This is a genomic window from Streptococcus sp. KHUD_010 (genome assembly GCF_040207525.1).
GTDB classification, from domain to species: Bacteria; Bacillota; Bacilli; order Lactobacillales; family Streptococcaceae; genus Streptococcus; species Streptococcus hominis.
Genome location: NZ_CP157941.1, coordinates 160,704 through 187,056 on the forward strand (window position 1 = coordinate 160,704; position 26,353 = coordinate 187,056).

General features: G+C 39.4%; 25 protein-coding genes, 1 other RNA gene and 1 pseudogene. 21 read left to right on the forward strand and 6 right to left on the reverse strand.

Annotation, left to right across the window (positions count from 1 at the left end; translation table 11 throughout):
- Positions 1 to 195: 195 nt before the first annotated feature.
- Positions 196 to 1,141, forward strand: a pseudogene (locus tag ABKA15_RS00875) (IS30 family transposase).
- Between the two features lie 238 nt (positions 1,142 to 1,379).
- Here the strand turns inward: ABKA15_RS00875 and ABKA15_RS00880 are convergent.
- Positions 1,380 to 1,883 (reverse strand): HXXEE domain-containing protein, encoded by a 504-nt coding sequence (locus ABKA15_RS00880; protein WP_049514438.1) that lies wholly within the window; start codon positions 1,881 to 1,883, stop codon positions 1,380 to 1,382.
- A 138-nt stretch (positions 1,884 to 2,021) separates the two neighbouring features.
- Here ABKA15_RS00880 and ABKA15_RS00885 point away from each other — a divergent pair, with 138 nt between their 5' ends.
- On the forward strand, positions 2,022 to 2,570 hold the full coding sequence (locus ABKA15_RS00885) for a TetR/AcrR family transcriptional regulator (RefSeq protein ID WP_049514440.1): 549 nt from the start codon (positions 2,022 to 2,024) through the stop codon (positions 2,568 to 2,570).
- An 87-nt stretch (positions 2,571 to 2,657) separates the two neighbouring features.
- Here the strand turns inward: ABKA15_RS00885 and dusB are convergent, their stop codons facing one another.
- The 4 genes from dusB to ABKA15_RS00905 form a co-directional block, all read right to left on the reverse strand.
- Positions 2,658 to 3,638 carry a tRNA dihydrouridine synthase DusB gene (gene dusB / locus ABKA15_RS00890; protein WP_049514443.1) on the reverse strand — a complete coding sequence of 327 codons (981 nt, stop codon included), beginning with the start codon at positions 3,636 to 3,638 and terminating at the stop codon, positions 2,658 to 2,660.
- The gene (gene hslO, locus ABKA15_RS00895) at positions 3,625 to 4,497 is read right to left on the reverse strand and encodes an Hsp33 family molecular chaperone HslO (RefSeq protein ID WP_049514445.1); all 873 of its coding nucleotides are present in this window, start codon (positions 4,495 to 4,497) and stop codon (positions 3,625 to 3,627) included. Before hslO ends, dusB begins: the two co-directional genes overlap by 14 nt.
- 220 nt (positions 4,498 to 4,717) lie before the next feature.
- Positions 4,718 to 5,989 (reverse strand): toxic anion resistance protein, encoded by a 1,272-nt coding sequence (locus tag ABKA15_RS00900; RefSeq protein ID WP_350015355.1) that lies wholly within the window; start codon positions 5,987 to 5,989, stop codon positions 4,718 to 4,720.
- Between the two features lie 17 nt (positions 5,990 to 6,006).
- Positions 6,007 to 6,825 carry a hypothetical protein gene (locus tag ABKA15_RS00905; RefSeq protein ID WP_049514448.1) on the reverse strand — a complete coding sequence of 273 codons (819 nt, stop codon included), beginning with the start codon at positions 6,823 to 6,825 and terminating at the stop codon, positions 6,007 to 6,009.
- A 242-nt stretch (positions 6,826 to 7,067) separates the two neighbouring features.
- Here ABKA15_RS00905 and ABKA15_RS00910 point away from each other — a divergent pair, with 242 nt between their 5' ends.
- Both ABKA15_RS00910 and ABKA15_RS00915 read left to right on the forward strand, forming a co-directional pair.
- Positions 7,068 to 8,105, forward strand: coding sequence for a zinc-dependent alcohol dehydrogenase family protein (locus ABKA15_RS00910; RefSeq protein ID WP_049514449.1), 1,038 nt, complete (start codon positions 7,068 to 7,070; stop codon positions 8,103 to 8,105).
- 124 nt (positions 8,106 to 8,229) lie between these two features.
- Positions 8,230 to 8,787 (forward strand): GNAT family N-acetyltransferase, encoded by a 558-nt coding sequence (locus ABKA15_RS00915; protein ID WP_049514451.1) that lies wholly within the window; start codon positions 8,230 to 8,232, stop codon positions 8,785 to 8,787.
- 96 nt (positions 8,788 to 8,883) lie between these two features.
- Here ABKA15_RS00915 and gshAB read toward each other — a convergent pair whose 3' ends face one another.
- Positions 8,884 to 11,136 carry a bifunctional glutamate--cysteine ligase GshA/glutathione synthetase GshB gene (gene gshAB / locus ABKA15_RS00920; protein ID WP_049514453.1) on the reverse strand — a complete coding sequence of 751 codons (2,253 nt, stop codon included), beginning with the start codon at positions 11,134 to 11,136 and terminating at the stop codon, positions 8,884 to 8,886.
- Between the two features lie 289 nt (positions 11,137 to 11,425).
- Between gshAB and ABKA15_RS00925 the strand changes: the two genes are divergently transcribed.
- The 17 genes from ABKA15_RS00925 (at position 11,426) to ABKA15_RS01005 (ending at position 26,068) form a co-directional block, all read left to right on the forward strand.
- Entirely contained in the window at positions 11,426 to 12,718 is a 1,293-nt protein-coding gene (locus ABKA15_RS00925; RefSeq protein WP_003030580.1) for an adenylosuccinate synthase, read from the forward strand.
- A gap of 267 nt (positions 12,719 to 12,985) precedes the next feature.
- A complete protein-coding gene (locus ABKA15_RS00930) occupies positions 12,986 to 13,618 on the forward strand; it encodes a hypothetical protein (protein WP_239684967.1) in 633 nt (210 codons plus the stop codon).
- A 65-nt stretch (positions 13,619 to 13,683) separates the two neighbouring features.
- Positions 13,684 to 13,902: a restriction endonuclease gene (locus ABKA15_RS00935; RefSeq protein ID WP_239684968.1), complete on the forward strand. Its 219-nt coding sequence runs from the start codon at positions 13,684 to 13,686 to the stop codon at positions 13,900 to 13,902.
- Entirely contained in the window at positions 13,899 to 14,366 is a 468-nt protein-coding gene (gene tadA / locus ABKA15_RS00940) for a tRNA adenosine(34) deaminase TadA (protein WP_049514455.1), read from the forward strand. Before ABKA15_RS00935 ends, tadA begins: the two co-directional genes overlap by 4 nt.
- 148 nt (positions 14,367 to 14,514) lie before the next feature.
- Positions 14,515 to 14,610: signal recognition particle sRNA small type (gene ffs / locus ABKA15_RS00945), an RNA gene on the forward strand.
- 98 nt (positions 14,611 to 14,708) lie between these two features.
- On the forward strand, positions 14,709 to 15,575 hold the full coding sequence (locus ABKA15_RS00950; RefSeq protein ID WP_049514456.1) for an Rgg/GadR/MutR family transcriptional regulator: 867 nt from the start codon (positions 14,709 to 14,711) through the stop codon (positions 15,573 to 15,575).
- Between the two features lie 181 nt (positions 15,576 to 15,756).
- Positions 15,757 to 17,004: a transporter gene (locus ABKA15_RS00955; RefSeq protein ID WP_350015356.1), complete on the forward strand. Its 1,248-nt coding sequence runs from the start codon at positions 15,757 to 15,759 to the stop codon at positions 17,002 to 17,004.
- Between the two features lie 238 nt (positions 17,005 to 17,242).
- Positions 17,243 to 18,592: a glucose-6-phosphate isomerase gene (locus ABKA15_RS00960; protein WP_049514459.1), complete on the forward strand. Its 1,350-nt coding sequence runs from the start codon at positions 17,243 to 17,245 to the stop codon at positions 18,590 to 18,592.
- Positions 18,593 to 18,745: 153 nt separating this feature from the next.
- Positions 18,746 to 20,257: a glycerol kinase GlpK gene (gene glpK, locus ABKA15_RS00965; RefSeq protein WP_049514461.1), complete on the forward strand. Its 1,512-nt coding sequence runs from the start codon at positions 18,746 to 18,748 to the stop codon at positions 20,255 to 20,257.
- Positions 20,258 to 20,501: 244 nt separating this feature from the next.
- The gene (gene rnpA, locus ABKA15_RS00970; RefSeq protein ID WP_022526011.1) at positions 20,502 to 20,861 is read left to right on the forward strand and encodes a ribonuclease P protein component; all 360 of its coding nucleotides are present in this window, start codon (positions 20,502 to 20,504) and stop codon (positions 20,859 to 20,861) included.
- Complete coding sequence (locus tag ABKA15_RS00975; protein ID WP_024052327.1) at positions 20,845 to 21,660, forward strand: YidC/Oxa1 family membrane protein insertase; 816 nt, start codon at positions 20,845 to 20,847, stop codon at positions 21,658 to 21,660. Before rnpA ends, ABKA15_RS00975 begins: the two co-directional genes overlap by 17 nt.
- Before the next feature lie 12 nt (positions 21,661 to 21,672).
- Positions 21,673 to 22,710: an RNA-binding cell elongation regulator Jag/EloR gene (jag, locus tag ABKA15_RS00980; protein WP_003028695.1), complete on the forward strand. Its 1,038-nt coding sequence runs from the start codon at positions 21,673 to 21,675 to the stop codon at positions 22,708 to 22,710.
- Positions 22,711 to 22,802: 92 nt separating this feature from the next.
- Entirely contained in the window at positions 22,803 to 23,435 is a 633-nt protein-coding gene (locus ABKA15_RS00985) for a hypothetical protein (RefSeq protein WP_049514462.1), read from the forward strand.
- Between the two features lie 154 nt (positions 23,436 to 23,589).
- Positions 23,590 to 23,724, forward strand: a complete 135-nt coding sequence (rpmH, locus tag ABKA15_RS00990) for a 50S ribosomal protein L34 (protein ID WP_003026476.1) — start codon at positions 23,590 to 23,592, stop codon at positions 23,722 to 23,724.
- 128 nt (positions 23,725 to 23,852) lie between these two features.
- Positions 23,853 to 24,632: a TatD family hydrolase gene (locus tag ABKA15_RS00995; RefSeq protein ID WP_186832729.1), complete on the forward strand. Its 780-nt coding sequence runs from the start codon at positions 23,853 to 23,855 to the stop codon at positions 24,630 to 24,632.
- Positions 24,632 to 25,204: a ribonuclease M5 gene (gene rnmV, locus ABKA15_RS01000; RefSeq protein WP_049514464.1), complete on the forward strand. Its 573-nt coding sequence runs from the start codon at positions 24,632 to 24,634 to the stop codon at positions 25,202 to 25,204. Before ABKA15_RS00995 ends, rnmV begins: the two co-directional genes overlap by 1 nt.
- A 9-nt stretch (positions 25,205 to 25,213) precedes the next feature.
- Positions 25,214 to 26,068, forward strand: coding sequence for an SDR family NAD(P)-dependent oxidoreductase (locus ABKA15_RS01005; protein WP_049514465.1), 855 nt, complete (start codon positions 25,214 to 25,216; stop codon positions 26,066 to 26,068).
- Positions 26,069 to 26,353 lie beyond the last annotated feature (285 nt).

A 26,353-nucleotide genomic window follows, 5' to 3' on the forward strand; every position in this document is an offset into this window, starting at 1 on the left:
ATTCTTCAATTTCTGCAAGACTGTTGGCTTGGGAAATGGCACCGCGGAGGGTAATGAGGAAGCATAACAATTGAGTAAATAATGCCATCGTTTAAAATGGAAAAATAATGCCCTGTTGTAAAATGAAGTGCAACACAGAAGACATGTTCATCTGATATACTAGAGTTGCGAAAAACAGTATAAAGGAAGATGAACATGTCCACAAATTATTCTACCACAAATCAATCCTACAAGCACTTATCTGAAGCTGAGCGAGGAGAAATTGAAGCTTATTTAAGCGTAGGACTCAAACCTGCTGAAATTGCTCGTAGACTGGGGAGAAATCGCTCTACTATTACTCGTGAAATTAATCGTGGTTCCATAACACAATTGAAAAAAGTCAATGGGCAGAAGGTCTACTACCAACACTATTATGCAGATGCTGCCCATAACCGTTATCGGGATGCTAGAGAAACCAAGGGTGCATAGCGTGGATACCTTTGTTCATACCTATAGACTCCAACATGTAGATGCAGTTGTTCCTTCAACCAAGACGCTCTATAACTATATCCATCAAGGTTTGTTAGAGATTAAGGTTATTGATTTACCAAGAGCAGTGCGGATCCGTAAGAAATTTAACAAGCGTCCCTCTACCAAGAAACATCTAGGAAAGTCAATTGAAGAAAGACCAGAGGAGATTAATAATCGTTCTCGTTTTGGAGATTGGGAAATCGATTCTGTTCTGGGTGGAAAGACAATAGGAGAACCTTCTATTTTAACATTGGTAGAACGATAAACACGCTATGCTGTCACAAAGAAACTCGTGGAAAAGAAAGCAGAGTATGTCAATCAAGCAGTCTTAGAGTGTATGAAACTTTATCCCATTAAGTCCATAACTGCAGATAATGGAAACGAATTTTCATCATTGAGTAAGATAGAGGGATTAGATGTTTATTTTGCACATGCCTATTCATCTTATGAACGAGGCACAAATGAGAATTTCAATGGATTATTAAGAGAGTTCATTCCCAAAGGATCCTCACTAAAAAAACTAAATCCGACACTTTTAGAGGACTATACAAAGGCTATCAATGAAAGACCTAGACGAATCCATGGCTATCAGTCCGCAAAAAAGCTGTTTGAGTTAGCTCAAACAGCTTGAAAGATACTCACTTAATCAGAGGAACAACTTTGTTGCACTTGACTTGACAATTGGGAAAGTTTTTAAAGCTTGAATTGTCAAGATAAAATATTAAAAAGGCTTTTATAATGTTCAAAGTGTATTTACCCACTATAGAGATTATAAAGCCTTTTTTAATTAACTTTTGAAGTACAGTATACATTTGCGGTGTTTTTATAGTTATAAACTACTATCACGGGTGACAATATATAAGGCTAATTTACCCTTTCATATATCGCTCGAAAGCTACTTGAATTTTTGGCATAATTTGGTGCATGACATAAAGATTGGTATAAACGATAATCATTGTAATGACGAAATAAACAAGCATTTTAAAATTCCATTGCCAATAATGAGAAATAAGTAAAAACATGATTGGAATTTGCAAAGTAACGGTTACAACTCCGGGGACGTAACCTTTAAATTGGTAACACATTTTATAATGAATTAAAAAGTGAAAAGTATAAGCGATGCAGAAACTTAGATATAGAGTTTGATTATGGCACAATTGACAAATAGCTGAAACAATCAATAAAATAATAAATTCTTCTAAAACGCCAACAGAAAAGGCAGAGCCATTTGTTGTTGCTCCAAAGTATTGATTTTGATTTTTTAAGTTTTGAAACTTTTTACGTTTTTTCCAAAGAGGCATGACAATTATCTCTTCAAAATCATGCAGAAGAAAGAGAATAGGTAGGCTCCAAAAATGGAATAAAATAGACATTTATTTTCTCCTTAAATAATAAAATGAAATCTATTTGGTATAATAGATGAGTCTATTATAGTGAGTCTATTGATAAGATTCAAGGAATTTTGATAAACGGTACAAATTTATTTATTTTGTGTCACGGAAAGGAGAAAAATGAATTCTCGTGTTTATCAATCAAAACTGTTGATTGCAGAAGGGCTATTTCGTTTATTGGAAAAAGACGCTTTTGAGGAACTGACGATTTCAGAGATCTGTGCGGAGGCTCAGGTTTCGCGTAATACTTTTTACCGACATTTTCACGGAAAAAAGATGATTGTAGAATTTTTCATTAAAAACTTATTGCGAGACTATTTTACAAAAGTAAAAGAGGCGGCAATTAAGGACTTTCCAACTTTGTTGACATTTTATTTTCGTTTTTGGCGAGAACAGAGTTACTATGTGAATTTGTTGAAAAAGCAGCACTTGTTAGGTTTGGTCTTTGATATTGAGAGAACATACTTTTCAAATATGCTTCCGACGTCACAATTGCCTTGGCATAATCAGGTTGATTGTAGTGAGAAATTTGTTGATTTACTGGTGATTGGAGGTATGTGGAATATCTTGCTCTATTGGTTTGACTGTGATTTAAACCCCAGCGCGGATGTGCTAGCACAACGGGTGTTAGAAGAACTCCATTTTTACAGCCGCTTTATGAGTAAATAAAACTTTTTACTATCACCTGAGCGTATAAAAAAGAGGTCGAAATAAGAATCACGACCTTCTGAATGATTTAGTAAAGAATTGATTGAATTAGCTACTTTTTACTTGCAGCAATTCTTCAATTTCCGCAAGACTCTTGGCTTGGGAAATAGCACCGCGGAGTTTGGCAGCACCAGCTGTTCCGCGGAGGTAATGAGGAGCTAAACCGCGAAATTCTCGAACGGCGATATGTTCTCCTTTAAGGTCAATCAAGCGCTTCAAATGATCGTAAGCAATGTGCATTTTATCCTCAAAGCTGAGGTCGGGCAAGATTTCTCCCGTTTCAAAATAATGGTTGATTTGTTGGAAGAGGTAAGGATTGCCCATGGCAGCACGTCCAATCATGACTGCATCTGCACCGACTTCTTCTATACGTTGTTTTGCATCTTGAACGGTACGAATATCGCCATTGGCAATGAAAGGAATCTTGGTTAAGGCTTGCGCAACACTGTGGAGGGTTTCAAGATCGGCGTGACCGGTATACATTTGTTCGCGTGTGCGTCCGTGCATAGCAAGAGCTGCTGCACCGGCACTTTCCGCAGCTAAGGCATTTTCTACAGCTAGTGAGGCGTCCGACCAACCAGTGCGCATTTTCACAGTCAACGGAATATTGAGAACAGACCGAACCTTGCTGATAATAGAATAAATCTTGTCTGGATCCTTGAGCCATTTTGCACCAGCTTCGTTTTTGACAATTTTATTGACAGGACAGCCCATGTTGATATCCACAATATCTGTTTGGGTATTTTCTTGGATAAATTCGGCAGCGCGCGCCAAACTATCTTCGTCACTCCCAAACAACTGAATGGAAACGGGATGTTCTCCTTCATCAATATGCAGCATGTGAAGTGTCTTTTCGTTGTTGTACTGAATGCCCTTGTCTGAAACCATTTCCATGACGACAAGTCCTGCGCCAAGCTCTTTTGCAATCGTCCGAAAAGCCGAATTGGTCACCCCTGCCATAGGAGCGAGAACCGTTCGATTGGGAATTTTTACATCGCCAATCAGAAAAGGGGTATTAAGATTTGTCACGAATGAGTTCCTCCAAGTCTTTCTCGTCAAAATGATATGTTCTTTGGCAGAATTGGCAAGTGATTTCAGCTCCGTGGTCTTCGTCTCGCATTTCTTCAAGATCTGACTTAGGTAGACTTGAGAGGGCATTTAAAAACCGATCTTTGCTGCAATCACATTGGAAGCGGAGTTCTTCTTCTGACAATCGTTTGTAAGGTTCGTTGCCGTAGATAGCTGAAAGCAGGGCTTCAATATGGTTTTCGGATTCTAAAAGTGTTGAAATAGCAGGCATTTCTTGGATTCGCTTTTCAAAGCGAGCGATTTCTTCTTCTTTGGCACCAGGAAGGACTTGCAAGAGGAAACCACCAGCAACCTTGACCTTGTCATTGGCATCTAGTAGAACATTTAACCCGACAGCTGACGGAGTTTGCTGGCTTTCTGTTAGATAGAATGCCAAATCTTCGCCAATCTCACCGGATACAAGTGGTGTCATAGAATGATAAGGATTTCCAGTTCCATAGTCTGTAATGACGAGGAATTCGCCATTTCCAACAAATGGTCCGACCAGCACTTCGCCAGTCGCGGTTTTTTTAATGTCTACGCCGGGATTTTGCACATAGCCTTTGACCGTACCTTTTGTATCTGCAACGGTGATAATAGCACCGAGCGAGCTTGTCCCTAGCACTTTGACGGTGATTTTGGTATCTCCTTTTTCATTTGCGGCAAGGATTTGACTGGCAATGAGCGTACGGCCTAGTGCTACAGTTGAGCTGGCCTGAGTATGATGCTTTTCTTGAGCTGTCCGAACGGTTTCAGTACTGTCCAGTACATAAGCTCGGAAAGCACCGTTTTTTGAAATAGTTTTAATAATCTTGTCCATACCCTTTATTGTAACATAAAAAAAGAAAAGGGAGCGGGACAAAAATCGGTATTTCGTAAGAAATTGATTTTGTTGTCCCACCCCGCATAGTTGACGAGGCTGGTCTCATTCTTTGCATAGCAAGGAATGAAAACCACCAAGCGCCAATTTCGTTTCGGTGAAAAAATAGTATATTGTAAGAATTTAGGAAACTTTTGTCCTAAACTCTTGTTCCAGTCCATTAGTTTTCGTTTGTAGTTCGTTCATCCACTTCTTTTTGAGTTTCTTTTCCCTGATCTAGCAGAGCCTGAATAATCTTTTGGTCGCGTAGTTTAACAGAGTCGTTAATGGTTTCAGCGGATTGGATAACAGTCGCTTCAAGGAGAGCGCGTTTCTCCCGTCCTTTGTCAATGGCTTCGATAATACCTTGGTTTTGAGCAACTAAGCTTTCAGCCAACTTAGTAACAGATTCGACTGCAATTGTTGGATTTTGCGAGATTCTCTCCATTTGTGGAATGACTTCTTTGCTGGTTTCAGCCAGCATTTGAAGCGCTGCATTGTTGGCATTAGAAATGGCGTCCGCTACCTGACCAGATTTCATTGATTGTTGCAAAATACCTAGTTGAGCAATAGAGAGCTTCATGGTCGGAATGGTGTTGCGACGGAGCATGCCGAGTTTTTGGCGCATATCAGAAGACACCTTCACGAGATTACGCATTTGCGGGGTAGTGGTCCAAGCAACATATAGACGGCTGATGTATTCAGTGTGTTGCTGTTCCAATGTATTGACAACTTCAGTCAAGCGGGCCAATTCTTGTGATTTGGTTTGGTAATCTAGAGTGGCGGTATCTAATTGTGCCACTTCATTTTGAAGAGTCAAGGCACGTGCACTGGCTTCTCTTTGACTAGCTTCAATAAAGGAAATGACACCGACTAGATTTTCAATGGATTTGGTATTGTCTTCAATCAACATCTCAGCAGAAACGATATTGCGTGCGAGTACATCTTCTTGCTTGACGACAGTAGCAGCCATTCCGTCCATTTTTTGCTCGATATTTTGTGAATCAAAATAGAACTCTTGCAAGGTATTCTTGCTTTGTTTAAAGAGTTTTTCTAAGAAATTTGGCTTTTTATCTAGTTCTGCAATTTGAGCATCCTTGTACTTAGCAACAAAACCATTTAACTCTTTATTAGTGTTTTTTAGCAATTCATCGACTTGTGGGATTTGAAGCTTCTTTTGCTCGGCTAAAATACGGTTGACAGTATTATTAACATCTTCGACTGCGGCTTGCCCAAAATCTAAAAGAGCATTTTGGTCGGAAATAAAGTTATCTACCAACTGTGGGGCTTTTACCATGATAGCATTTTGTTGTTCAGGAGTTAATTTCTCCAAAAAAGTTAACTGCCCATTTGCTTGAGTTCTGGTTGATTCAATGATTTCGGTGGTTTTATCCGTTTTCGTAATGGCATTGTTAGCGATTTTGTCAATGTCGAAGTTAAATTCTTGGCTCATAAGGTCTCCTTTTGATGTTATAGTTCTGTGTTCGTCTCTTTTTTAGTTAAAATCCGCAAGCTGATGTCAAAATCTCGTAGATCAGCTTCGTTGAGCTGACGGAGTGTTTCATCCAAGTCTAAATCAAACTGCTCAATAGCCGCTTTGGCGCTGGACAGTCGTTCTTCGGCATTGTAAAAATCTTTCGGGGAAGCCTTGATTTTTAGGTAGCCCTCCAAAATATCCTCATAATGCTCCATTTGAGATTGATGGATCGCAGTTAATTCTTCCTTGTTGTTGCTTTCTGACTGAGAAATTTTCTTGAGAATAGCTTCATGGTCGGTTTGGATATTGTGAATGGTTTCGAGCAATTCTGGTGCTAATTCTTCAAGGTTTGACTTTGTACTCTCAGCATCTTGCGTGCGGAGGTTGTAAAGTTGAGCATGAATATCTGCTGTTACGTCTTGCACTTTCCGTTGAATCCGCTGGTAAATCTCAGGTGAGATATGTTTTTTCAAGGTATCAGTCCGACTTTGGATATAGCTTAATTGAGGTAAGAGCTGTTCAGCTAACTGTTGGTATTTTTCATAAGCCTTTTCTTCTAGGTAAGCATCTAATTGTTTGATTCGACTATCTGCGGCACCGATTTCCTCTTTCAAATCTTCAATTTGCTGACTGGCGCTAGGTCCTGTAATTTTTTTCGGCTGATGGGTTGCATAGTAGTAAATTCCGTAGCCTATACCGATGGCAAAGAGGATCGGGATGAGGTACTGCATAATAATACCGACTGCGATAAAAATAAGCAGTATACCAATCCATCTTCTAGAACGTACATTCCTATAATCTCTTCTGGACATAAATTCTATAATCCCGTTTCTTCTAAAATTTCTAAGTCTATTTTAGCATAAAAAAGCATCAAAGACGGTACTGAACGATATGTTTAATAAAAAGTTTAGTTGAAAATAATCATGGGCTGCTAAGATTTTTCAAAAATTTCTTGACTTCGAGTGCACTCCAAGGTATATAATAAAAGTGTAAATATTTTATCTTTTTGATGAATGTGGAGCATCATCTTTTTAATAGAGAAAGGAACAATAAGATGAAAGCAGCAGTTTTTGTAGAACCAGGGAAAATGGAGGTAAGAGAGGTTGCGCGTCCGCAGTTGGAAAAGGAAACGGATGCGATTATCCGAATTGTCAGAGCTTGTGTATGTGGTTCTGATTTGTGGTGGTTCCGTGGCATTTCTAAGCGCGAGCCAAACACATTAGCGGGTCACGAAGCGATTGGCGTGGTAGAAGAAATCGGATCAGCTGTGACGGATATAAAAGCAGGTGATTTTGTCGTTGTACCCTTTACTCATGGCTGTGGGCATTGTGCGGCTTGTCGTGCAGGCTTTGATGGTGATTGCCTAAATATGGAAGGCGGAGGCAATGCTGGCTACCAAGGAGAATACCTTCGCTTTACGAATGCCAATTGGGCTTTGGTTAAAATTCCAGGACAGCCAGAGGATTATTCTGATGATATGCTGAATTCACTCTTGACTTTGGCGGATGTAATGGCGACGGGTTATCATGCGGCAAAGACAGCTGAAGTAAAGGCAGGAGATACAGTCGTTGTTATGGGAGACGGAGCCGTTGGTTTGTGCGGTGTCATTGCTGCCAAGCTATTGGGGGCTAAACGGATTATTGCGATGAGTCGTCATGCAGATCGTCAAGCATTAGCGCGTGAATTTGGTGCGACTGACATTGTTGCAGAGCGGGGTGATGAAGCTGTTGAGAAAGTTATGCAGATGACCGATGGAGTAGGTGCAGATGCTGTTTTAGAATGTGTCGGAACAGAACAATCTGTGGATACGGCTACTAAAATTGCTCGTCCAGGTGCTGTTGTCGGACGCGTCGGTGTGCCACATACAGGAGACATCAATATCGGTGACTACTGGATGGTCAACTTGGCAATGGCTGGTGGACCAGCTTCTTGTACAACTTATGACAAAGAAATCTTGCTAAAAGCAGTTCTAGACGGTCAAATCAATCCTGGTAAAGTTTTCACTCAATCTTACAAATTGGAAAACATTGACCAAGCCTACAAAGATATGGCTGACAGAAGAACAATTAAAGCGATGATTGTGATGAATTAAGAATTCCGAAAAAGAGGTTGGTAGAATCCGACCCCTTTTATGGTTATGAATGTTAGTCCAATAGTTCTCAAATACCTTCATTTTTGATAAAATAAAAGAAAAGCAGTTAAAAGGGGAGAAAATCATGTCTTTAACTAGTCAGATTGTTACAGCTGAATTTCCAGATTTAGAAAAAGTGGAACGACTCAACACAGAAGCTTTTCCTGAGGAAGAGCGTACACCGCTATCAGAGTTGCTACGCTATGGAGATGGAGAGTATTCTCATTTCTTTGCCTTTTATGATGGCAATGAATTTGTCGGTTTTGTCTTTTCAGTCTACAATGACAAAGCCTTTTATATCAGTTTTTTTGCGATTATGCCTCATTTGCGTAGTCATGGTTATGGCGGGAAGATTATTGATAAGTTGGTGGATTTTTATCAAAGGACTATGGTGCTAGAGGTAGAACGACTTGATGAGCCTTGTGATAATCTGGAACAGCGAAAAGCCCGTATGGATTTCTACAAGAGAAATGGTTTTCGCTCTTCGCGCGCCTACTTAGAATACGACGGTTTAAGTTTTGAAATTCTTTATAAAGGACCGTTTTTTGATGAAGAAGCTTATCGTGACATTTTCAAAAAAATCCAAGAAGACGGTTATTTTGAATTTGAAATTAAGCATGGACATGGCAGGGACTGGGAGTAGCTGAGAAATTCTAGCAGATATTTCTATTTTTCATTGAAAGGTATACATAAAAAAACGAGCTGTTGTTTTCGGCTCGTTTTACAGTGTATCTAGTGTTTAATGGATTTCTGGGAAAAGTTTAGCTAATATTTTAGGTGTAATGCTTTGACCGGGACCTTCTGCACAATAAGTGTGCATATACATGGAAGGATTGAAATTGAGCTCAATGCAGGTACAGTTAGGATTGTTTTTGCTGGCTGAAAGTGTGCTATCTGGGATAATTAAATCCACGCCACAGACCCAAGCCCCCATAGCTGTTGCCATATCTGCTGCTAGTTCCTTATAGGAGGTGTGCATGGTTTCAGTCACATCTACTGAGTCTCCACCAGTGGATATATTAGAATTGCGACGGAGAAAGACTTGAACCCCTTGCGGTAAGACATCATCTGCTTTATAACCTTGCTGGGCTAGCATGAGTAGCTCAATCTCACCAAGCTCAATCATTTCCAGTGGAGAGCGATGGTCGCGCCCTCGTAGGGGATTGGTATTTTTAAAAGCTACCAGTTCTCGAATGGTGTGCTGACCGTCTCCTACAACGTTGGCTGCTAAGCGCAGAAGCACCGCCTCACATTTGCCGTCTAGGACAAAGAAACGGTACTCGGTTCCTGCGATAAATTCTTCGACAAGGACAGAGCTGTCCTCTGAAAAGGCAATTTCCAATGCTTTTTGGTAACTGTTTCTGCTGGCTGGTTCCTGAAAAATAGAAATTCCTAACCCGAAGTTGGTGGATTTGGGTTTGACAACAATCGGCATATTTTTGATAAGGGGATAGTAAGCTAGCCCTTCTTCCAGAGTGGAGAATTCAGCTCCAGCAGGAACAGGAAAACCAGCAGCAGATAAAATTTTCTTAGTCACCGTCTTATTTGCCATCGCAAGAGGCACGATATAGTTGTCCTTTGAGGTCATATTGCCATTTTTGACATACTCGATGTGATCTTTATGTTGAAGTTTTAAAAACTGGTCACTTTCGTCCAATATTTCGACCTGCAACCCTTTTTGAATCGCATCAAAGAGCAGCATCTGGGTAGAGAGCTCCATTTCCTCGTAGCCTTTCAGAGCGTATGGAGCAGTCCAGGCGTAGTGGTGATATTCTTTAGCTTTTTCCAAACCAAAGGCTTCTAAGGATTGGTTATAAATATAAGGCAAGAGCTGGGCAGAAAGGGTCAGGCTGGGATTAGCAACTGCATCTTTCACATGATGAAGCAGGTCTTGATAATAGGAGCTTAATCCGAACTGGTGGATGACAGCTTGCATGGCTCTAAGGAGCAGATTACTATCAGCTTCAACAGGCAAAGGAGTCAGAGGGTGGCTAAGAGCGATTTTTTCATTTAGATCATGAGCTTGCTCTAGGATTTCATCAGGGTCTGCTATATCATCTAGCCAGAGCAAGGCAAGCAAAAAGAGATGAACCGTGTCCATAGTTTCTTGGCTGATTCCCAGCACCTCAAAAGGATTGAGGTCAAAGCAGCGGAATTCCAAATAGGTAATGCCTTTTTCCAAGTAACGCCGATTTTCTTTTTGCCCACGAAAGCGGACGGGTGTGTAGCATTCTTTCTCGGCAATTAAATCGCCTTGTACCACGTATTTCTCTATATCGCTCACATAAGACTCTAGTGAAGCATAGGAAATGTGAATCTTTTTATCATTTACATATCCCAAATCACTGTTGCGGATAGAGCGTACAGGCTGAGAAATCTTTCTCGTCACCCCCCCTTCTTCAGCAATTGGTGCTGCCCCGTATAAATAAGTCAGAAACCAGCGGAACCGTAAAAAGTTTCGAGCCAATTTAAGATAGAGGTCATTTTTAAAAAGCCGAATATTTTGGTAATCACTGACCTTGAAAAGAGCTTGAATCAAGTCGGATCCCAATTCCACATTGTAGTGAATGCCTGAGATAGCTTGTAGCGTTTTTCCATATTTTTTTGCTAAACTTTCTCGATAATGACGCTCAAAATCGTTTTCTAAATGAGCAATTTGAATTTCTGCTGGTGACAATTTTGGAGGCATAGAGAGCGGCCAGATTGCTTCGCTTTTGGAAATGGTACGTCCAGCTACATCGGTAATTGCAGCAAGAAAACGCATTGCTTCCTTTGTAGAAGTTGCAGTCGGGGTGATGAGTTCTAATTGCTGCTCACTAAAATCGGTCTGAATCGTCGGGTGAAAATTACGGCTTCCAAATGCTTGAGGATGAGGAGTTTGCGCTAATTTTCCGTCTTGATTGATGCGCAAGCCCTCCCTTTCCAACCCGAAAGTAGCTTGTAAAATAGGTGCATCTGCTGCTAATTTTTCGAATAAGTGATTGATGTTCATGAGAAATACCTGTTTGTTTTCTAATACTTTTAGTCTATTATAAAAATGCTCAGAAAACAAATTTCTACTACGTTTTCCGAACCTTTTTTAAAAGAAAACGATTCTATTTTAGATAGGATAAGAATTTTCCAAAAGAGGGGGCCTCAAACTTCGTCATTTGCAAACAACTGCGATAGTCTTATCTTGAAAAAAGAAGGAATTTTTCTTATAATAGAGTGTAAGACATAATTGCAGGTGAAACTCCTGCCATGTAGACAAGAAAGGACGAGCGCTTAGCTCAGACAAGATTATGACATCAGTTGTAGTTGTAGGAACCCAGTGGGGAGATGAAGGAAAAGGAAAGATTACAGATTTCCTTTCAGCTAATGCCGAAGTTATTGCCCGTTATCAAGGCGGAGACAATGCCGGTCACACCATTGTAATTGACGGTAAAAAGTATAAATTGCACTTGATTCCGTCAGGTATTTTCTTCCCAGAGAAAATCTCTGTTATCGGAAATGGAATGGTAGTCAATCCAAAATCTTTGGTAAATGAATTAGCTTATTTGCATGGCGAAGATGTCACAACAGATAATCTGCGCATTTCAGATCGTGCACATGTGATTCTTCCTTATCATATCGAGTTGGACCGTCTGCAAGAAGAAGCCAAAGGTGATCACAAAATCGGAACGACTATCAAGGGGATTGGTCCAGCTTATATGGACAAAGCAGCTCGCGTGGGAATCCGCATTGCGGATTTGTTGGATAAAGATATTTTCAGAGAACGTTTGGAGCGCAACTTAGCTGAAAAAAATCGTCTCTTTGAAAAACTCTACGACAGCACAGCTATCCAATTTGACGATATTTTTGAAGAATACTACGCTTATGGTCAACAGATTAAACAATACGTGACAGATACGTCGGTTATCTTGAACGACGCTCTTGATCAAGGTAAACGTGTCCTTTTTGAAGGAGCGCAGGGAGTGATGCTAGATATTGACCAGGGCACTTATCCATTTGTTACCTCTTCCAATCCTGTTGCAGGTGGTGTGACGATTGGTTCCGGTGTGGGTCCAAGCAAAATTGACAAGGTTGTTGGGGTTTGCAAAGCCTATACCAGTCGTGTTGGTGACGGACCATTTCCTACAGAACTGTTTGATGAAGTAGGCAACCGCATTCGTGAAGTTGGACATGAATATGGAACGACCACAGGGCGTCCTCGTCGTGTTGGTTGGTTTGATTCGGTTGTTATGCGTCACAGTCGCCGTGTGTCTGGGATTACAAACCTTTCTCTCAATTCAATTGACGTTTTGACGGGACTGGATATAGTTAAAATCTGTGTAGCTTACGACCTAGACGGTGAACGTATTGACCATTACCCAGCTAGTTTAGAGCAACTCAAACGCTGCAAACCAATCTATGAAGAATTACCAGGCTGGTCAGAGGACATTACAGGCGTTCGCAGTTTAGAAGAGTTGCCAGAAAACGCCCGCAACTACGTCCGCCGTGTGAGTGAACTTGTTGGTGTTCGCATTTCCACTTTCTCTGTTGGACCAGGTCGTGAACAAACTAATATTTTAGAAAGCGTTTGGTCAAGTTTGTAATAGAAATTATAGTCGGAAGCGAGTTCAAGCTCGCTTTTTATGCGTAAAAAACAAAGAATTTAAAAATTTTTAAATAATACGTCTCTTCTTAAGTTAATTTTAAGCTAGCGGGTTTATACTAACATCATCAGATGAAGACCTCCTAACTTTATTTGATAGAAATCCTAAACTTTTTCATAATAATCTCCTGAAAGCCATCGAAAGGTGGCTTTTTTTATATTTTCGGGTTTATAACATGATATAATAAATGGAGAACAAAGGAGATAAATGATGAACTTTGCAGATTTGTCTAATAAAGAACAGGAAAAAATAATGATAAGTGAAATTATCAGGAATTTAAAAAAGCTAGGTGGCTATGCAACCAAACGAGAGTTGCTAGATGCTATTAAAAAGGGAGAAAATACGATAGATGAGAATTTTTTTGAGGAAGAAAAAGTGTCTCAAAAAAGTGGAAAAATTTATAAACCTAGTGATTACACTTTTAATTTTTCTGCCAAAAGTTTGCTTATCACGGGCTATCTTTCTAAACCCAAGCAATCGACTTTTGAATTGACAGAATTAGGTAGAAAAGTGAAACTAGATGAGCATTTTGCTAGCGATATTCAACAGAAAGCCATTCAATTTTGGAAAAATGAGAAGAAGTCAAAACAATTCTTCAAGTTATCCTTTGAAAAGGAATTAAAACATTCACTAGATGACTCAAAAGAAAATTGGAGAGTTGAGTTGACAAGAGCTTTAAAATCTATGTCACCACAAAAATTTGAAACTTTTGCTCGTGGTCTAGTCAAGGAGATGGGTGTCAAACTAGATGAAAAAATTGGAGTTAGTTATACTAATGATGGTGGTTTAGATGGTTTTGGCTTATTACTAGTACAGATGACTTCAGAACCAATCGTGTAGCTATCCAAGCAAAGCGTTAGGAAAACAATGTTCCTTCTCCGGAGATTGATAAATTCCGTGGTGCAATGGATAAATACAATGCAGAATATGGTATTTTTATTACAACTTCTGATTTTTCAAGAAGTGCTATTGAAGCAGTTCGTCAAGGGACTAGAGTCATTACTTTAATCAATGGCGAGGATATTGCGGATCTAGTTGCCAAATATAAACTTCATGTCAGAGAAGTCACGACTTATGAATTAGGAGATTTTTATCATACAGAGGATTATACGGTTAAAAGATGAACTACACAGTTGAAGAAAAAGAGTTTTTCATGCGGGAGGCTTTGAAAGAAGCAGAGATTGCGCTTGCTAATGATGAAATTCCGATTGGTTGTGTTATTGTCAAGGACGGGAAGATTATCGGTCGTGGACATAATGCACGTGAGGAGCTGCAGCGCGCTGTCATGCATGCTGAGGTGATGGCGATTGAAGAAGCCAACGCTCATGAAAAAAGCTGGCGCTTGCTAGATACGACTCTATTTGTCACTATTGAGCCTTGTGTCATGTGTAGCGGTGCTATTGGTCTAGCTCGCATTCCGTGGGTTATTTACGGAGCAAAAAATCAAAAATTTGGTGCTGCCGGTAGCCTCTATGATATTCTAACAGATGAGCGACTCAATCACCGAGTTGAGCTTGAAAGTGGGATTTTGGAAGCAGAATGTGCTCAGATGATGCAAGATTTTTTTAGAAAGAGGAGACAAAAATGAAGCATTTTGTTAAGAAGGCTATGCTCTTATCCAGATAGTAGCAGAGTTAATGTTATTATTGGTAGATTAGCAATTTTTCGCTCTGAATATCTATTCTTTTTTGAGAAAAAAGAAAATCGTGATTGGCATAAAAACAAATTTATGGTATAATACTTATCGGAGCAACAATTCTGCGTGAAGCGGGTCAGGGGAGGAATCCAGCAGCCCTAAGCGAGTGTGGATTGTGTGCTCTTTTTGTATATGAAGAAGTATGAACGATTGCTAAAGTGTGTGTTGAAAGAATTTTTCGAAAGACAACATTCAGTGATGAATCAATATCATTTTTCAGTAAAGGAAAGACATATGTATTACATGGGAGAAATTTTTAGAGAATTGCGAACAGGTCGGCACATCTCTCTTAAAGCCGCAACAGGAGAAGAATTTTCCTATTCCATGCTCAGTAAATTTGAAAATGGGACGTCAGATATTTCGGCTTCAAAACTGCTAATTGGTCTAGAGAATATTAGAACAGAATTAGAAGAATTTGTCTATTTGGTACGTGGCTTCCAGCCCACTTCCTATACTTTGTTAAAAAATAAACTGTGGCAAGCTCAAGAAAAGAAGGATATGAATACATTATGGGAAATGTACCACAATGAAATGACTCAATATCAATCTGCAAAAGAAGATAAGCATATCCTAAATGCGATTGTCATCAAAGGTCACATGTTTTTCTTAGATGAAACCATTCAAGCAACAGAGATTGAGTTGAATTTTTTATATGATTATTTATTTTCTGTTGAAATCTGGGGAGAGTATGAATTACGCTTGTTTTCAGATATTGCCACCTTGCTCCCTCTTGATCTTTACTTTCGATATGCTCGAGAAATGCTTCAAAAGGTTGATTTTTTAGGAGATTTACAGAAAAACAAAAACTATATTTACACGATTCTTTTAAATGGTTTGTTTAAATCCATTGCAGAAAAAAGTTTAACAAAAGCTGCTTATTTTGATACAAAAATCAAAGAAAAATTTTTTGATGAAAATGATGCATACCTGAGAATTGTCTATTTATTTGCAGATGGACAGCATGATTATATTTTGGGAAAGAGAGATGGAGGTCTTACAAAAATGAAAAATGCTATATCAACTCTTGAAATCATAGGTTGCAAGCAGAGTGCTGATTATTACTCCAAAAATATGTCTGACTGGTTAAAAGAATGTGAATAAATGACAATCGGAACTTTTTTGCAAAAAAATTTAAAGTGAGGAAATGAGTCTGTAGAATCAAAAATAGACTGCTTTCCTTATTTTTTTGCTCAAAAACGGAGTTGAATATATGACAATTTTGTTTTGGAAGTCGCTTTTCAAGTTATACTTAGTGCAACAAAAGTTTGAAAGGAAACTTGATATGAAATTATTCTTCTCAAATGCACTATATAGAAGTATTACGCTCTCTCGGATGCTTAACCTAATGGGGTCTTATTTATACAATATTGTGTTTGTGATTTATGCTGCTAGTTTGCCTTATGCCAATACAGCTGTGTTTATTGCAAATATCATTACAATTATTCCTACACTTTTCACATTTTGGATAGGAGTACAAGCTGATAGGACAGGTAGAAAAGGCGATTTCATGATTGTTATCGGCTTTGTTCAGGCACTTCTATTTACAGGAGTAGCTTTTCTGATTTCTAATAAAACATTTCTCATTTTTGCAATCATCTGTTTGTTGAATGTGATAACAGATATGTTAAGTGACTATGCTGGTGGGTTAAGAATGCCGATTTTGCAAAAGAATTTAGAAAAAGCTGATTTATTTGAAGCCTATTCCTTTACGCAATTTATCACTTATTTATGCAGCATTACTGGACAAACAGTAGGGGTCTGGTTGCTCGCAACTTTAGACAATAATTTTGCACTAGTTGCCATAATTAATGCGCTGTCATTTTTAGCTTCTTCTTTAGTGCTTTTGCACAAGCGTCGTCAATTAACTCATGAAGCTGTGGTAGCAACTCCTGAAAAAACTTCTCTTTTTACGCAATTTAAAATGCTTTATCAAAATATGGAGTTGATTTTTCAAGAATCCGAAAATACTTCATTCATTCACCTGTTACTTGCAATTTTAACCTTGAATATGATAGGAGGAGCTGTTAATAGTATTTACAATTTTTATTTTTTAAAACATGCCATTTTTTACCTGACTTATGCACAATCTATCCTAATTGTAGAAGTGGTTTTATTGGTTGGTGCTATTTTAGGAAGTTTAACACCTCACGATTATTTTTCAAAAAAATCATTTTCATTTCTGCTCATAATGAATAGTTCTTCATTTGGACTAGTTGGCATTAGCAACTTAGTAGGATTGCCACCAATTATTGGGATTATTATCTTAGCTTTTTCTGCTTACATAATGGGGAAATCCACGCCTAAACTGGATGCTATGTTAATGGCAAATCTACCATCTGATGTCTTGGCTCAAAGCAATAATTTTATCGGATTGTTGTTTACCTTCTCTTTGCCTTTAGGAACGGTCATCTTTTCAGTTCTCTCTGCCTACAATATCTATTTGTGTTGGTTTATTTTTGTTGTCTTTTCACTGTTGGCACTTTTGCTGTCTCTGCAAAATAATCGACTCAAAAAAGGAAACATTAGTTAAACTCTAGAACCTAAGATTAGGCTACTATTTATTTTCCTCTATTTTTTATTTTAGAAGTATTCTGTGGGTGGTTATTTTTTGATTTACGCAAACGATTGCTTTAAAGATTGGTATGAGATTGCGATTTTTGAAAGTTAATTATAAAAAAACAATTTGGAAACGTTTTAGTCAAGAAAATTGCTTGATAAAAAAGTAGTAAAGCGGTATCATAGTAGATAAGAAAAATTGGAGGACTATAATGACACATATTCAGTTTAATTACTCAAACGTGCTTGGAAAATTTGTTGCACCGCATGAAGTAGATTACATGCAAACACAAGTTTCTGCGGCAGATGAACTGTTGCGCAAAGGAACTGGTGCAGGAAGTGACTTCCGTGGCTGGCTTGACCTTCCAGAAAACTATGACAAAGAAGAATTCGCTCGCATTTTGAAAGCGGCAGAACAAATCAAATCAGACAGCGATGTTTTGGTCGTGATTGGGATTGGTGGGTCATACCTTGGAGCAAAAGCAGCGATTGATTTCTTGAGCAATCATTTTGCAAACTTGCAAACCAAAGAAGAACGCAAAGCTCCACAAATTCTTTATGCTGGAAACTCTATCTCATCTACTTACCTTGCAGACTTGGTGGAATACGTTTCGGATAAAGATTTCTCAGTTAATGTGATTTCTAAATCAGGGACAACGACAGAACCTGCTATTGCTTTCCGCGTCTTCAAAGAACTCTTGATTAATAAATACGGTCAAGAAGAAGCTAACAAACGTATCTATGCGACAACTGACCGCCAAAAAGGTGCTGTTAAGGTTGAAGCAGATGCTAACGGTTGGGAAACATTTGTGGTTCCAGATGACATCGGTGGACGCTTCTCAGTATTGACAGCAGTTGGATTGCTTCCAATCGCTGCATCAGGCGCTGACATCAAAGCCCTTATGGAAGGTGCCAATGCTGCTCGTAAGGACTACACTTCAGACAAGATTGCAGAAAACGAAGCTTATCAGTACGCAGCTCTTCGTAATATCCTTTATCGCAAAGGCTATGCGACTGAAATTTTGGTTAACTACGAACCATCTCTGCAATACTTCTCAGAATGGTGGAAACAATTAGCTGGTGAGTCAGAAGGAAAAGACCAAAAAGGAATCTACCCAACTTCAGCTAACTTCTCAACAGACCTTCACTCTCTTGGACAATTTATCCAAGAAGGTGCGCGTATTATGTTTGAAACAGTTGTCCGTGTGGACAAACCACGCAAAAACGTGACGATTCCTGAATTGGCAGAAGACTTAGACGGACTTGGATATCTTCAAGGAAAAGATGTTGACTTTGTTAACAAGAAAGCGACAGACGGTGTACTTTTAGCTCATACTGACGGTGACGTGCCAAATATGTATGTCACTCTTCCAGAGCAAGACGCCTTTACTCTTGGTTACACTATTTACTTCTTTGAGCTTGCTATCGCTATTTCTGGCTACTTGAATGCTATTAACCCATTTGACCAACCAGGTGTAGAAGCTTACAAGAAAAATATGTTTGCTCTTCTTGGAAAACCGGGATTTGAAGAATTGAGCAAAGAATTGAATGCTCGCTTGTAATGTGTAAATAACGGAACGGCTTCTGGAAGGAAGTCGTTTTTTATATACTTGAAACAAAGTTTAAGTGAAATTTTCACAAAAACAGAAGAAAAAGATAGAAAGAAAGCGCTTTATTATGTATAATAAAAGCAGATTATACAACGGAGGCGCTTTATGTCACAAGAAACTTATATCATGGCGATTGACCAAGGAACAACCAGCTCACGGGCGATTATTTTCAATAAGAAAGGTGAGAAGGTTGCTACGAGTCAAAAAGAGTTTACTCAGATTTTTCCACAGGCGGGCTGGGTTGAGCACAATGCAAATGAGATTTGGAATTCTGTGCAGTCGGTCATTGCAAATGCTTTTATTGAAAGTGGCATCAAGCCCACAGAGATGGAAGCAATTGGCATTACTAATCAACGGGAGACAACAGTTGTGTGGGATAAGAAAACGGGTTTGCCCATTTACAATGCCATTGTCTGGCAGTCTCGGCAAACAGCTCCTTTAGCAGAAAAGCTCAAGCAAGATGGATATGTAGATTTCTTTCATCAAAAAACAGGTTTAATCATAGATGCTTATTTCTCTGCGACCAAGGTACGCTGGATTTTGGATCAGGTAGAGGGCGCGCAGGAACGTGCAGAGCGAGGAGAATTGCTTTTTGGTACGATTGATACCTGGTTGGTTTGGAAATTAACGGATGGTGCGGCTCATGTGACAGATTATTCAAATGCAGCGCGGACCATGCTATACAATATCAAAGAGTTACAATGGGATGATGAGATTTTATCCTTGCTCAATATCCCTAAGGCTATGTTGCCAGAAGTTCGCTCGAATTCAGAAATTTATGGCAAAACAGCACCCTATCATTTTTATGGTGGAGAGGTACCAATTGCAGGAATGGCGGGCGATCAGCAGGCAGCTCTCTTTGGGCAATTAGTATTTGAGCCAGGAATGGTGAAGAATACTTATGGGACAGGCTCTTTCATCATTATGAATACTGGTCAGGAATGCAATTTATCAAAAAATAATCTTTTGACGACTATTGGTTATGGGATAAATGGCAAAGTGACTTATGCTTTGGAAGGTTCGATTTTTATTGCAGGTAGTGCCATTCAGTGGCTTCGTGACGGCCTTCGTATGATTGCTAGCTCACCTGAATCTGAGCAATATGCAAAAAAATCAACTAATGAAAATGAAGTATATATTGTTCCAGCCTTTACGGGGCTTGGAGCGCCTTATTGGGATCCAGAAGCAAGAGGTTCTATTTTTGGCTTGACACGTGGAACGAGTAAAGAAGATTTTATCAAAGCAACTCTGCAATCCATTGCTTATCAAGTGCGCGATATCATTGATACGATGCAAATGGACACAGGTACAGCTATCCAAGTCCTGAAGGTAGATGGTGGTGCTGCCATGAATGATTTCCTCATGCAGTTTCAAGCAGATATTCTGGGAATTGAGTTAGCGCGTGCGGCAAATTTGGAAACAACGGCTCTTGGAGCAGCTTTTCTAGCAGGACTTGCGGTTGGTTATTGGAAAGACATGGAGGAGTTGAAAACATTAAATGCGGTCGGGGAAACGTTCCAACCTGCTATGCTAGAAGCAGAGCGCCAAAAATTGTACAAAGGCTGGAAAGCAGCAGTTGCAGCTACGCAATTTTTTGCAAAAGAATCTAGCAAATAGTTGAAAAATATAACTATGAGTTACAAGTGTCGGTAATCATTTAGTATAAGATACAAGAGGAGGGACTAGGAGACAATCTTAGTCGCTCTTTTTTGGCTTTACGATTCCTTTAACAGAATAAGAGTGAATTAAATGCCTTTTCGCTTCCGTTGGAATATGTCAAAATGGTGAATATACCTGCTCTTATTGGTTTTTTTGAAAATTATGGTATAATAGATATAATTTTGGTAGATGGAGTTGAGTTTTGAAGAAAAGCTATCGCGTCAAGAGCGAGAAAGATTTTAATGCGATTTTCAAAAGTGGGCAAAGTTTTGCCAACAGAAAATTCGTCATTTATACATTAGAAAAGAAGCAAAAACACTTTCGAGTAGGAATATCTGTCAGTAAAAAACTGGGAAATGCAGTAATGCGCAACAAGATTAAGCGCCGTATTCGACACGTTTTGATAGCTCATCAAGCAGAGCTAGCGACGCTTGATTTTGTCGTCATTGCACGGAAAGGTGTAGAATTTCTGACCTATCAAGAATTGGAACAAAATTTACTTCATGTACTAAAAATAGCAAAAATTTATCAGGAAGGTTTGAGTAGTGAAAAAGAAAAGTAAACTGGCGGGGCTTTTAGTTTTAGCTTCGCTCATCTTAACGGCGTGTGGGACGAGTGAGGTCACAGCGAGTTCGCCGGATTTATGGGAGAGATTTGTCTATTTCTTCGCCGTAACGATTCGTTTCCTGTCATTCAATGGAAGTACAGGAATTGGGATTATTCTTTTCACATTGATTATTCGGACAGTTCTTTTGCCTGTTTTCCAATTGCAGATCAATGCTTCTCGGAAAATGCAGGAAGCGCAGCCGTTAGTGAAAGAATTGCAGGCGAAGTATCCAGGACGCGACATGGAAAGTCGCAGTCGTTTGGCAGAAGAAACACAAAAGCTGTATAAGGAATTAGGAGTAAAGCCATCGGCATCATTTTGGCCCTTGCTCATTCAAATGCCTGTGTTGATTGCCTTGTATCATGCTTTGACGCGTGTTGAATTTCTTAAAGTAGGGCACTTTCTATGGCTGAATCTGGGCGCGACAGATCCCTATTATATTTTGCCAGTTTTAGCAGCTGTTTTCACCTTTTTGAGTACTTGGTTGAGCAATAAAGGAATGGCAGAGCGTAATGGCTTGATGACAGGAATGATGTTTGTCATGCCGCTATTTGTCTTCTTCTTTGCCATGAGTGTAGCAAGTGGGGTTGCTTTATATTGGAGCACATCGTATGCGTATCAGGTGTTCCAAACGCTTTTACTAAGCAATCCGTATAAAATCATTGCAGAAAGAGAAGCGAAAGCGACTGCTGAGCGGGAACGTGAAGAAAAGAAAAAACGTGCTTATCGTAAAGCACAAAAAAAGAGAAAGTAAGGAGGCACTTGTATGGTATTATTTACAGGAGCGAGTGTTGAAGAAGCCATTCAAAATGGCTTGCGCGAGTTAGATATTCCACGGATGAAAGCACATATCAAAGTGATTTCTCGTGAGAAAAAAGGATTTTTAGGATTATTTGGCAAGAAATTAGCCCAAGTTGATGTGGAGCCCATTAACGAAACGACGGTGGTAAAGGCAAATCAAAAGGCTGTCAAAGGTGTTCCGGAAGCAATCAATGCTCAAAATGAGCCCGTTAAAAGCGTGAGTGAAGCAACTGTTGACTTAGGACATGTTGTTGCAGCCATTAAAAAAATCGAAGAAGAAGGCAAGGAAATCTCAGATGATGTGAAAGCTGAAATTTTGAAGCACGAAAAAGAAGCCAGCACGATTCTTGAAGAAACAGGCACAATTGACTTATTGAAAGATAGTGACATCGTAAATTTTCAAAAATCGGTCGCTCAAGAAGAAAAGCCAACTGACAAGATTATTGCTTTTGGGCAGGCTGTAGAAAAGCACTCGGAAGTCCAACCGATAGCTGAGGAGCCGGCTGATTTTGAAGATTTGGGCATTCAAGTGGAAGAAGATTATGATGTTGAAGAAGTTGTTGCGAGTGTGACAGGTTATGTGCAAAACATCGTGGACGAAATGGACGTTGAAGCTAGCATTGCAAGTGCTCATAATCGTCGGACAATCAATATGCAGATTGATACCAATGAGCCTGGTCGCATTATCGGCTATCACGGAAAAGTGCTGAAAGCTCTTCAATTGTTGGCACAGAATTATCTTTATAATCGCTATTCTAAGAGTTTTTACATTTCTATCAATGTTAATGATTATGTAGAACATCGAGCAGAAGTTCTACAAAGCTACGCTCAAAAATTGGCTGACCGTGTGTTGGAATACCAGCATAGTCAAAAAACCGACCCAATGTCCAACAATGAGCGGAAAATTATCCACCGTATCATTTCTAAAATGGACGGGCTTACCAGCTATTCAGAAGGTGATGAGCCAAATCGTTATGTTGTCGTGGATATTGACAGTGAATAATAAACTAAGGACTGAGAAGAATTTCTTTTCAGTCTTTCTTTCCGCTTAGTCCACTAATTGACGTGCTTGAGATTGAGAAGAAAGGAGCTTACATGTCTATTTTTCCAGCTATTGAAACTTACTTAGCATTACAAGGACATAAATATATTTCTCCTGATAAAGCGGGAGAATTGAGAGAGACGATGCTTGATGTTAAACAGAAAGGTCAGACAGCACGTACGGAATTTTCAGACTTGGTTAAGCAATTTCAAACATCTTATCCAAAATTAACTCTGGAGCGTACCAGCAACTGGATGAATCAAGCTCAAATTTTGCGTCCCCATTTTTGGAACTATTTGTGTGGTTATGGCGATATCACAGAACCAATGTTTGCGCTGCGTTTATATGGGAAGCCAAGAGATTTTGGAGTATCGTTAGAAGTCAGCTTTATCGAGCGCAAGAAAGATGAAACCAGTCTGACGAAGCAAAATCGAGTTTTGCAGGTGCCAATCGCAACTCCAGTTTATTACTTGGCTCAAATAAATGGTGTCAGTCAACGATTTGCTGGGACAGAAGAAAATCGGCAGTATTTGAGCCAGCAAGTAAAAATAGGGCAAGTCCGTAAAGTCTTAGTAAAATACGATGTAGATTTAGCCCAAGCCACATCAGTAAGACAAGTGTTGGAGCAACTCCAGAAAGCTATGACAACTCTCATTCCTTTTTATGAGGCAACCAGAAAATTGTAAGAGGTTTAAGCAACCTTTCTTTAGATTTACCAAAAACAATTCCACGCTGCTATTGACAAAAGGCGTAGAATCATATAGAATAGTAAAGTATGTTTAGTAACTGATCACAATAGCCGGCTAAACGAATACAAGAATCTAAGAGGAGGTATTCAAAGTGAAACGTACTTATCAACCAAGTAAAATCCGTCGTGCGCGCAAACATGGTTTCCGTCATCGTATGGCAACTAAAAACGGTCGTCGCGTACTTGCAAGCCGTCGTCGTAAGGGACGCAAAGTTTTGGCTGCATAATCCAAACGAATACAAGATGAAGAACCAACGGAAACTCGAGACCGCTGGTTTTTTGTTGGAGAACAAAGGGACAATCTGCATTTGCTCAGAGATTTTGATATAATAGAAACTGATATAAAGAGGAATGAATGATGAATATTTTTGATACGCACACACACCTCAACGTGGACAATTTTGCAGGCAAAGAAGCTGAAGAAATTGCTTTTGCACGCGAGTTAGGTGTTACCAAGATGAATATTGTGGGTTTTGATGCAGAAACCATTGAAAAGTCGCTAGCGCTGTCTCGTCAATATGATGAGCTTTACAGTACGATTGGCTGGCACCCGACGGAGGCAGGTTCTTACACGCAGGAAGTGGAGGACATGCTTGTCAGTCATTTGCATGCTCCCAAAGTTATTGCCCTTGGTGAAATTGGATTGGATTATCATTGGATGACAACACCGAAAGAGATGCAAGAGCGAGTTTTTCGGCGGCAGATTCAATTATCAAAAGATCTTGACTTGCCTTTTGTAGTGCACACTCGTGATGCCTTGGACGACACATATGAGATTATTAAAAATGAAGGTGTTGGTCCTCGCGGCGGCATTGTGCACTCTTATTCAGGTTCTTTGGAAATGGCAGAGCGTTTTATCCAGCTTGGTATGATGATTTCATTTTCGGGTGTGGTCACGTTTAAGAAGGCTGTAGATGTGCAGGAAGCTGCGCAAAACCTCCCTTTGGATAAAATCCTAGTTGAAACTGATGCACCTTACTTAGCTCCTGTTCCAAAACGTGGTCGTGAAAACCGGACGGCTTATACTCGCTATGTTGTAGACAAGATTGCAGAACTTCGTAGTTTGACTGTCGGAGAAGTTGCGCAAGCGACCTATGAAAATGCGCTGCGAATATTTAATTTGAAAGAAGATTGATGAAAGAAAAAATTTCTCAAGTCATCGTTGTAGAAGGTCGAGATGATACAGCTAACCTTAAAAGATACTTTGACGTAGAAACTTATGAAACGAGAGGGTCTGCGATTTGTCAAAAAGACATTCAACGCATCAAACATCTCCATAACTTGCATGGAGTGATCGTTTTTACCGATCCAGATGTCAATGGCGAGCGGATTCGTAGAATGATTATGACAGAGATTCCTAGCGTTCAGCATGCTTTTTTAAAGCGCAATGAGGCAGCTCCCAAGTCTAAAAGTAAAGGAAAATCATTAGGTATTGAGCATGCTTCTTATGAAGATTTGAGGACAGCTCTTTCGCAGGTGACTAAGAATTTTGAAAAAACGACTGATTTTGACATTACGCGCTCAGATTTGATTCGTTTAGGATTTCTAGCTGGAAATGATAGCCGCAAACGTCGTGAGTTTTTAGGGAAAGAACTCCGTATTGGCTATTCAAATGGGAAACAATTGCTTAAACGCTTGGAATTATTTGGGATAAATTTAGCAAAAGTTGAGAGCGTGATGGCGCATTATCAAGAAAGTGAAAGGTAAAGGAATAGTATGAAAAAATGTATTATAACAGGTGGAAATAGCGGGATAGGTTATCAAGCAGCTAAACAGCTAGCTGATAAAGGCTGGCAGGTAACGATTTTTTGTCGTAGTAAAGAGAGAGCTGAGAGCGCCTGTGAGACAATCATTAGTGAAACTGGTAATTCTCATGTCAGCTACCTATTAGCAGATCTTTCTGACTTAACGAGTACCAAAACAGCTATTGAAAATTATATCCAGACTCAAGGAGCGCTTGATGTCTTGATAAATAATGCTGCTGACTTTGATTTATCAATTAAGCAACCAGTTTTAACCAAAGATGGATTGGAAAAGCAGTTTGCGACCAATGTTGTAGCTCCTTTTTTGCTATCCCAGTCTTTTATTCCCTTATTGAAAGAGTCCGAGAGTGGTCGCATTCTCAATATTTCATCGCAAGGTTTACAAGCCTATCCTTTTATTAAATTGAATTTTGATAATCTAAAGGGCGAACAATCTTACACCCCTTCAAAAACTTATTACCAGAACAAATTAGCGCTTCTGATGCTGACCTTAGCTATGAGAGCAAGGTACAAAGACGTTACAATTCAGGCTATCAGAGTACCTAGTGTTAAGGTAGATATGAAGCGTTATAGTCACCTTTCTTCCTTTATGAAAAACCTATACAAACTGAAATCTCGATTCTCAATTTCGCCTGAAGAAATGGCACAAACCTATGTCGCTCTCGCCACGGGAAACAGCTATAACGGCTTTTTATACAATGAAAAATGCCAAGAGGTCAAAGCCAATCGCTCGGTTTATGATCAAGAGGCACAAGAGAAACTCTACCGAATTTTGACGCAACTAACAACAGAGAAAACCGGAGAATGATAGTCGAATATTATAGCGTTTAGTATGTTTTTTAAGCATGATGAGTGGTAAGGGGGATTTAGCTGGCGATAATATGTCAATTTTGATATTTACAAAAGATTGTGTTTGAAGTGCTTGACAGTGATGATGACTGATGTCACTAATGAAACATTATGTACTACTGGTTTCATATGAAGTTGATGTCCAAAAATGTTGTGGATTCTGAGTTGAAGAATTCTGCATGGGCTATCCAAATGAGAAACAATTGCTCAAACGACTAGAATTATTTGAGATTGGATTGACAGA

Excerpts from the sequence above, each read along its gene's own strand:
- ABKA15_RS00880 (WP_049514438.1), bottom strand. The coding sequence starts at position 1,883 with ATGTCTATTTTATTCCATTTTTGGAGCCTACCTATTCTCTTTCTTCTG.
- ABKA15_RS00885 (WP_049514440.1), top strand. The coding sequence starts at position 2,022 with ATGAATTCTCGTGTTTATCAATCAAAACTGTTGATTGCAGAAGGGCTA.
- hslO (WP_049514445.1), bottom strand. The coding sequence starts at position 4,497 with ATGGACAAGATTATTAAAACTATTTCAAAAAACGGTGCTTTCCGAGCT.
- ABKA15_RS00900 (WP_350015355.1), bottom strand. The coding sequence starts at position 5,989 with ATGAGCCAAGAATTTAACTTCGACATTGACAAAATCGCTAACAATGCC.
- ABKA15_RS00905 (WP_049514448.1), bottom strand. The coding sequence starts at position 6,825 with ATGTCCAGAAGAGATTATAGGAATGTACGTTCTAGAAGATGGATTGGT.
- ABKA15_RS00910 (WP_049514449.1), top strand. The coding sequence starts at position 7,068 with ATGAAAGCAGCAGTTTTTGTAGAACCAGGGAAAATGGAGGTAAGAGAG.
- ABKA15_RS00915 (WP_049514451.1), top strand. The coding sequence starts at position 8,230 with ATGTCTTTAACTAGTCAGATTGTTACAGCTGAATTTCCAGATTTAGAA.
- gshAB (WP_049514453.1), bottom strand. The coding sequence starts at position 11,136 with ATGAACATCAATCACTTATTCGAAAAATTAGCAGCAGATGCACCTATT.
- ABKA15_RS00925 (WP_003030580.1), top strand. The coding sequence starts at position 11,426 with ATGACATCAGTTGTAGTTGTAGGAACCCAGTGGGGAGATGAAGGAAAA.
- ABKA15_RS00930 (WP_239684967.1), top strand. The coding sequence starts at position 12,986 with ATGATGAACTTTGCAGATTTGTCTAATAAAGAACAGGAAAAAATAATG.
- ABKA15_RS00935 (WP_239684968.1), top strand. The coding sequence starts at position 13,684 with ATGGATAAATACAATGCAGAATATGGTATTTTTATTACAACTTCTGAT.
- tadA (WP_049514455.1), top strand. The coding sequence starts at position 13,899 with ATGAACTACACAGTTGAAGAAAAAGAGTTTTTCATGCGGGAGGCTTTG.
- ABKA15_RS00950 (WP_049514456.1), top strand. The coding sequence starts at position 14,709 with ATGTATTACATGGGAGAAATTTTTAGAGAATTGCGAACAGGTCGGCAC.
- ABKA15_RS00955 (WP_350015356.1), top strand. The coding sequence starts at position 15,757 with ATGAAATTATTCTTCTCAAATGCACTATATAGAAGTATTACGCTCTCT.
- ABKA15_RS00960 (WP_049514459.1), top strand. The coding sequence starts at position 17,243 with ATGACACATATTCAGTTTAATTACTCAAACGTGCTTGGAAAATTTGTT.
- glpK (WP_049514461.1), top strand. The coding sequence starts at position 18,746 with ATGTCACAAGAAACTTATATCATGGCGATTGACCAAGGAACAACCAGC.
- jag (WP_003028695.1), top strand. The coding sequence starts at position 21,673 with ATGGTATTATTTACAGGAGCGAGTGTTGAAGAAGCCATTCAAAATGGC.
- ABKA15_RS00985 (WP_049514462.1), top strand. The coding sequence starts at position 22,803 with ATGTCTATTTTTCCAGCTATTGAAACTTACTTAGCATTACAAGGACAT.
- ABKA15_RS00995 (WP_186832729.1), top strand. The coding sequence starts at position 23,853 with ATGATGAATATTTTTGATACGCACACACACCTCAACGTGGACAATTTT.
- rnmV (WP_049514464.1), top strand. The coding sequence starts at position 24,632 with ATGAAAGAAAAAATTTCTCAAGTCATCGTTGTAGAAGGTCGAGATGAT.
- ABKA15_RS01005 (WP_049514465.1), top strand. The coding sequence starts at position 25,214 with ATGAAAAAATGTATTATAACAGGTGGAAATAGCGGGATAGGTTATCAA.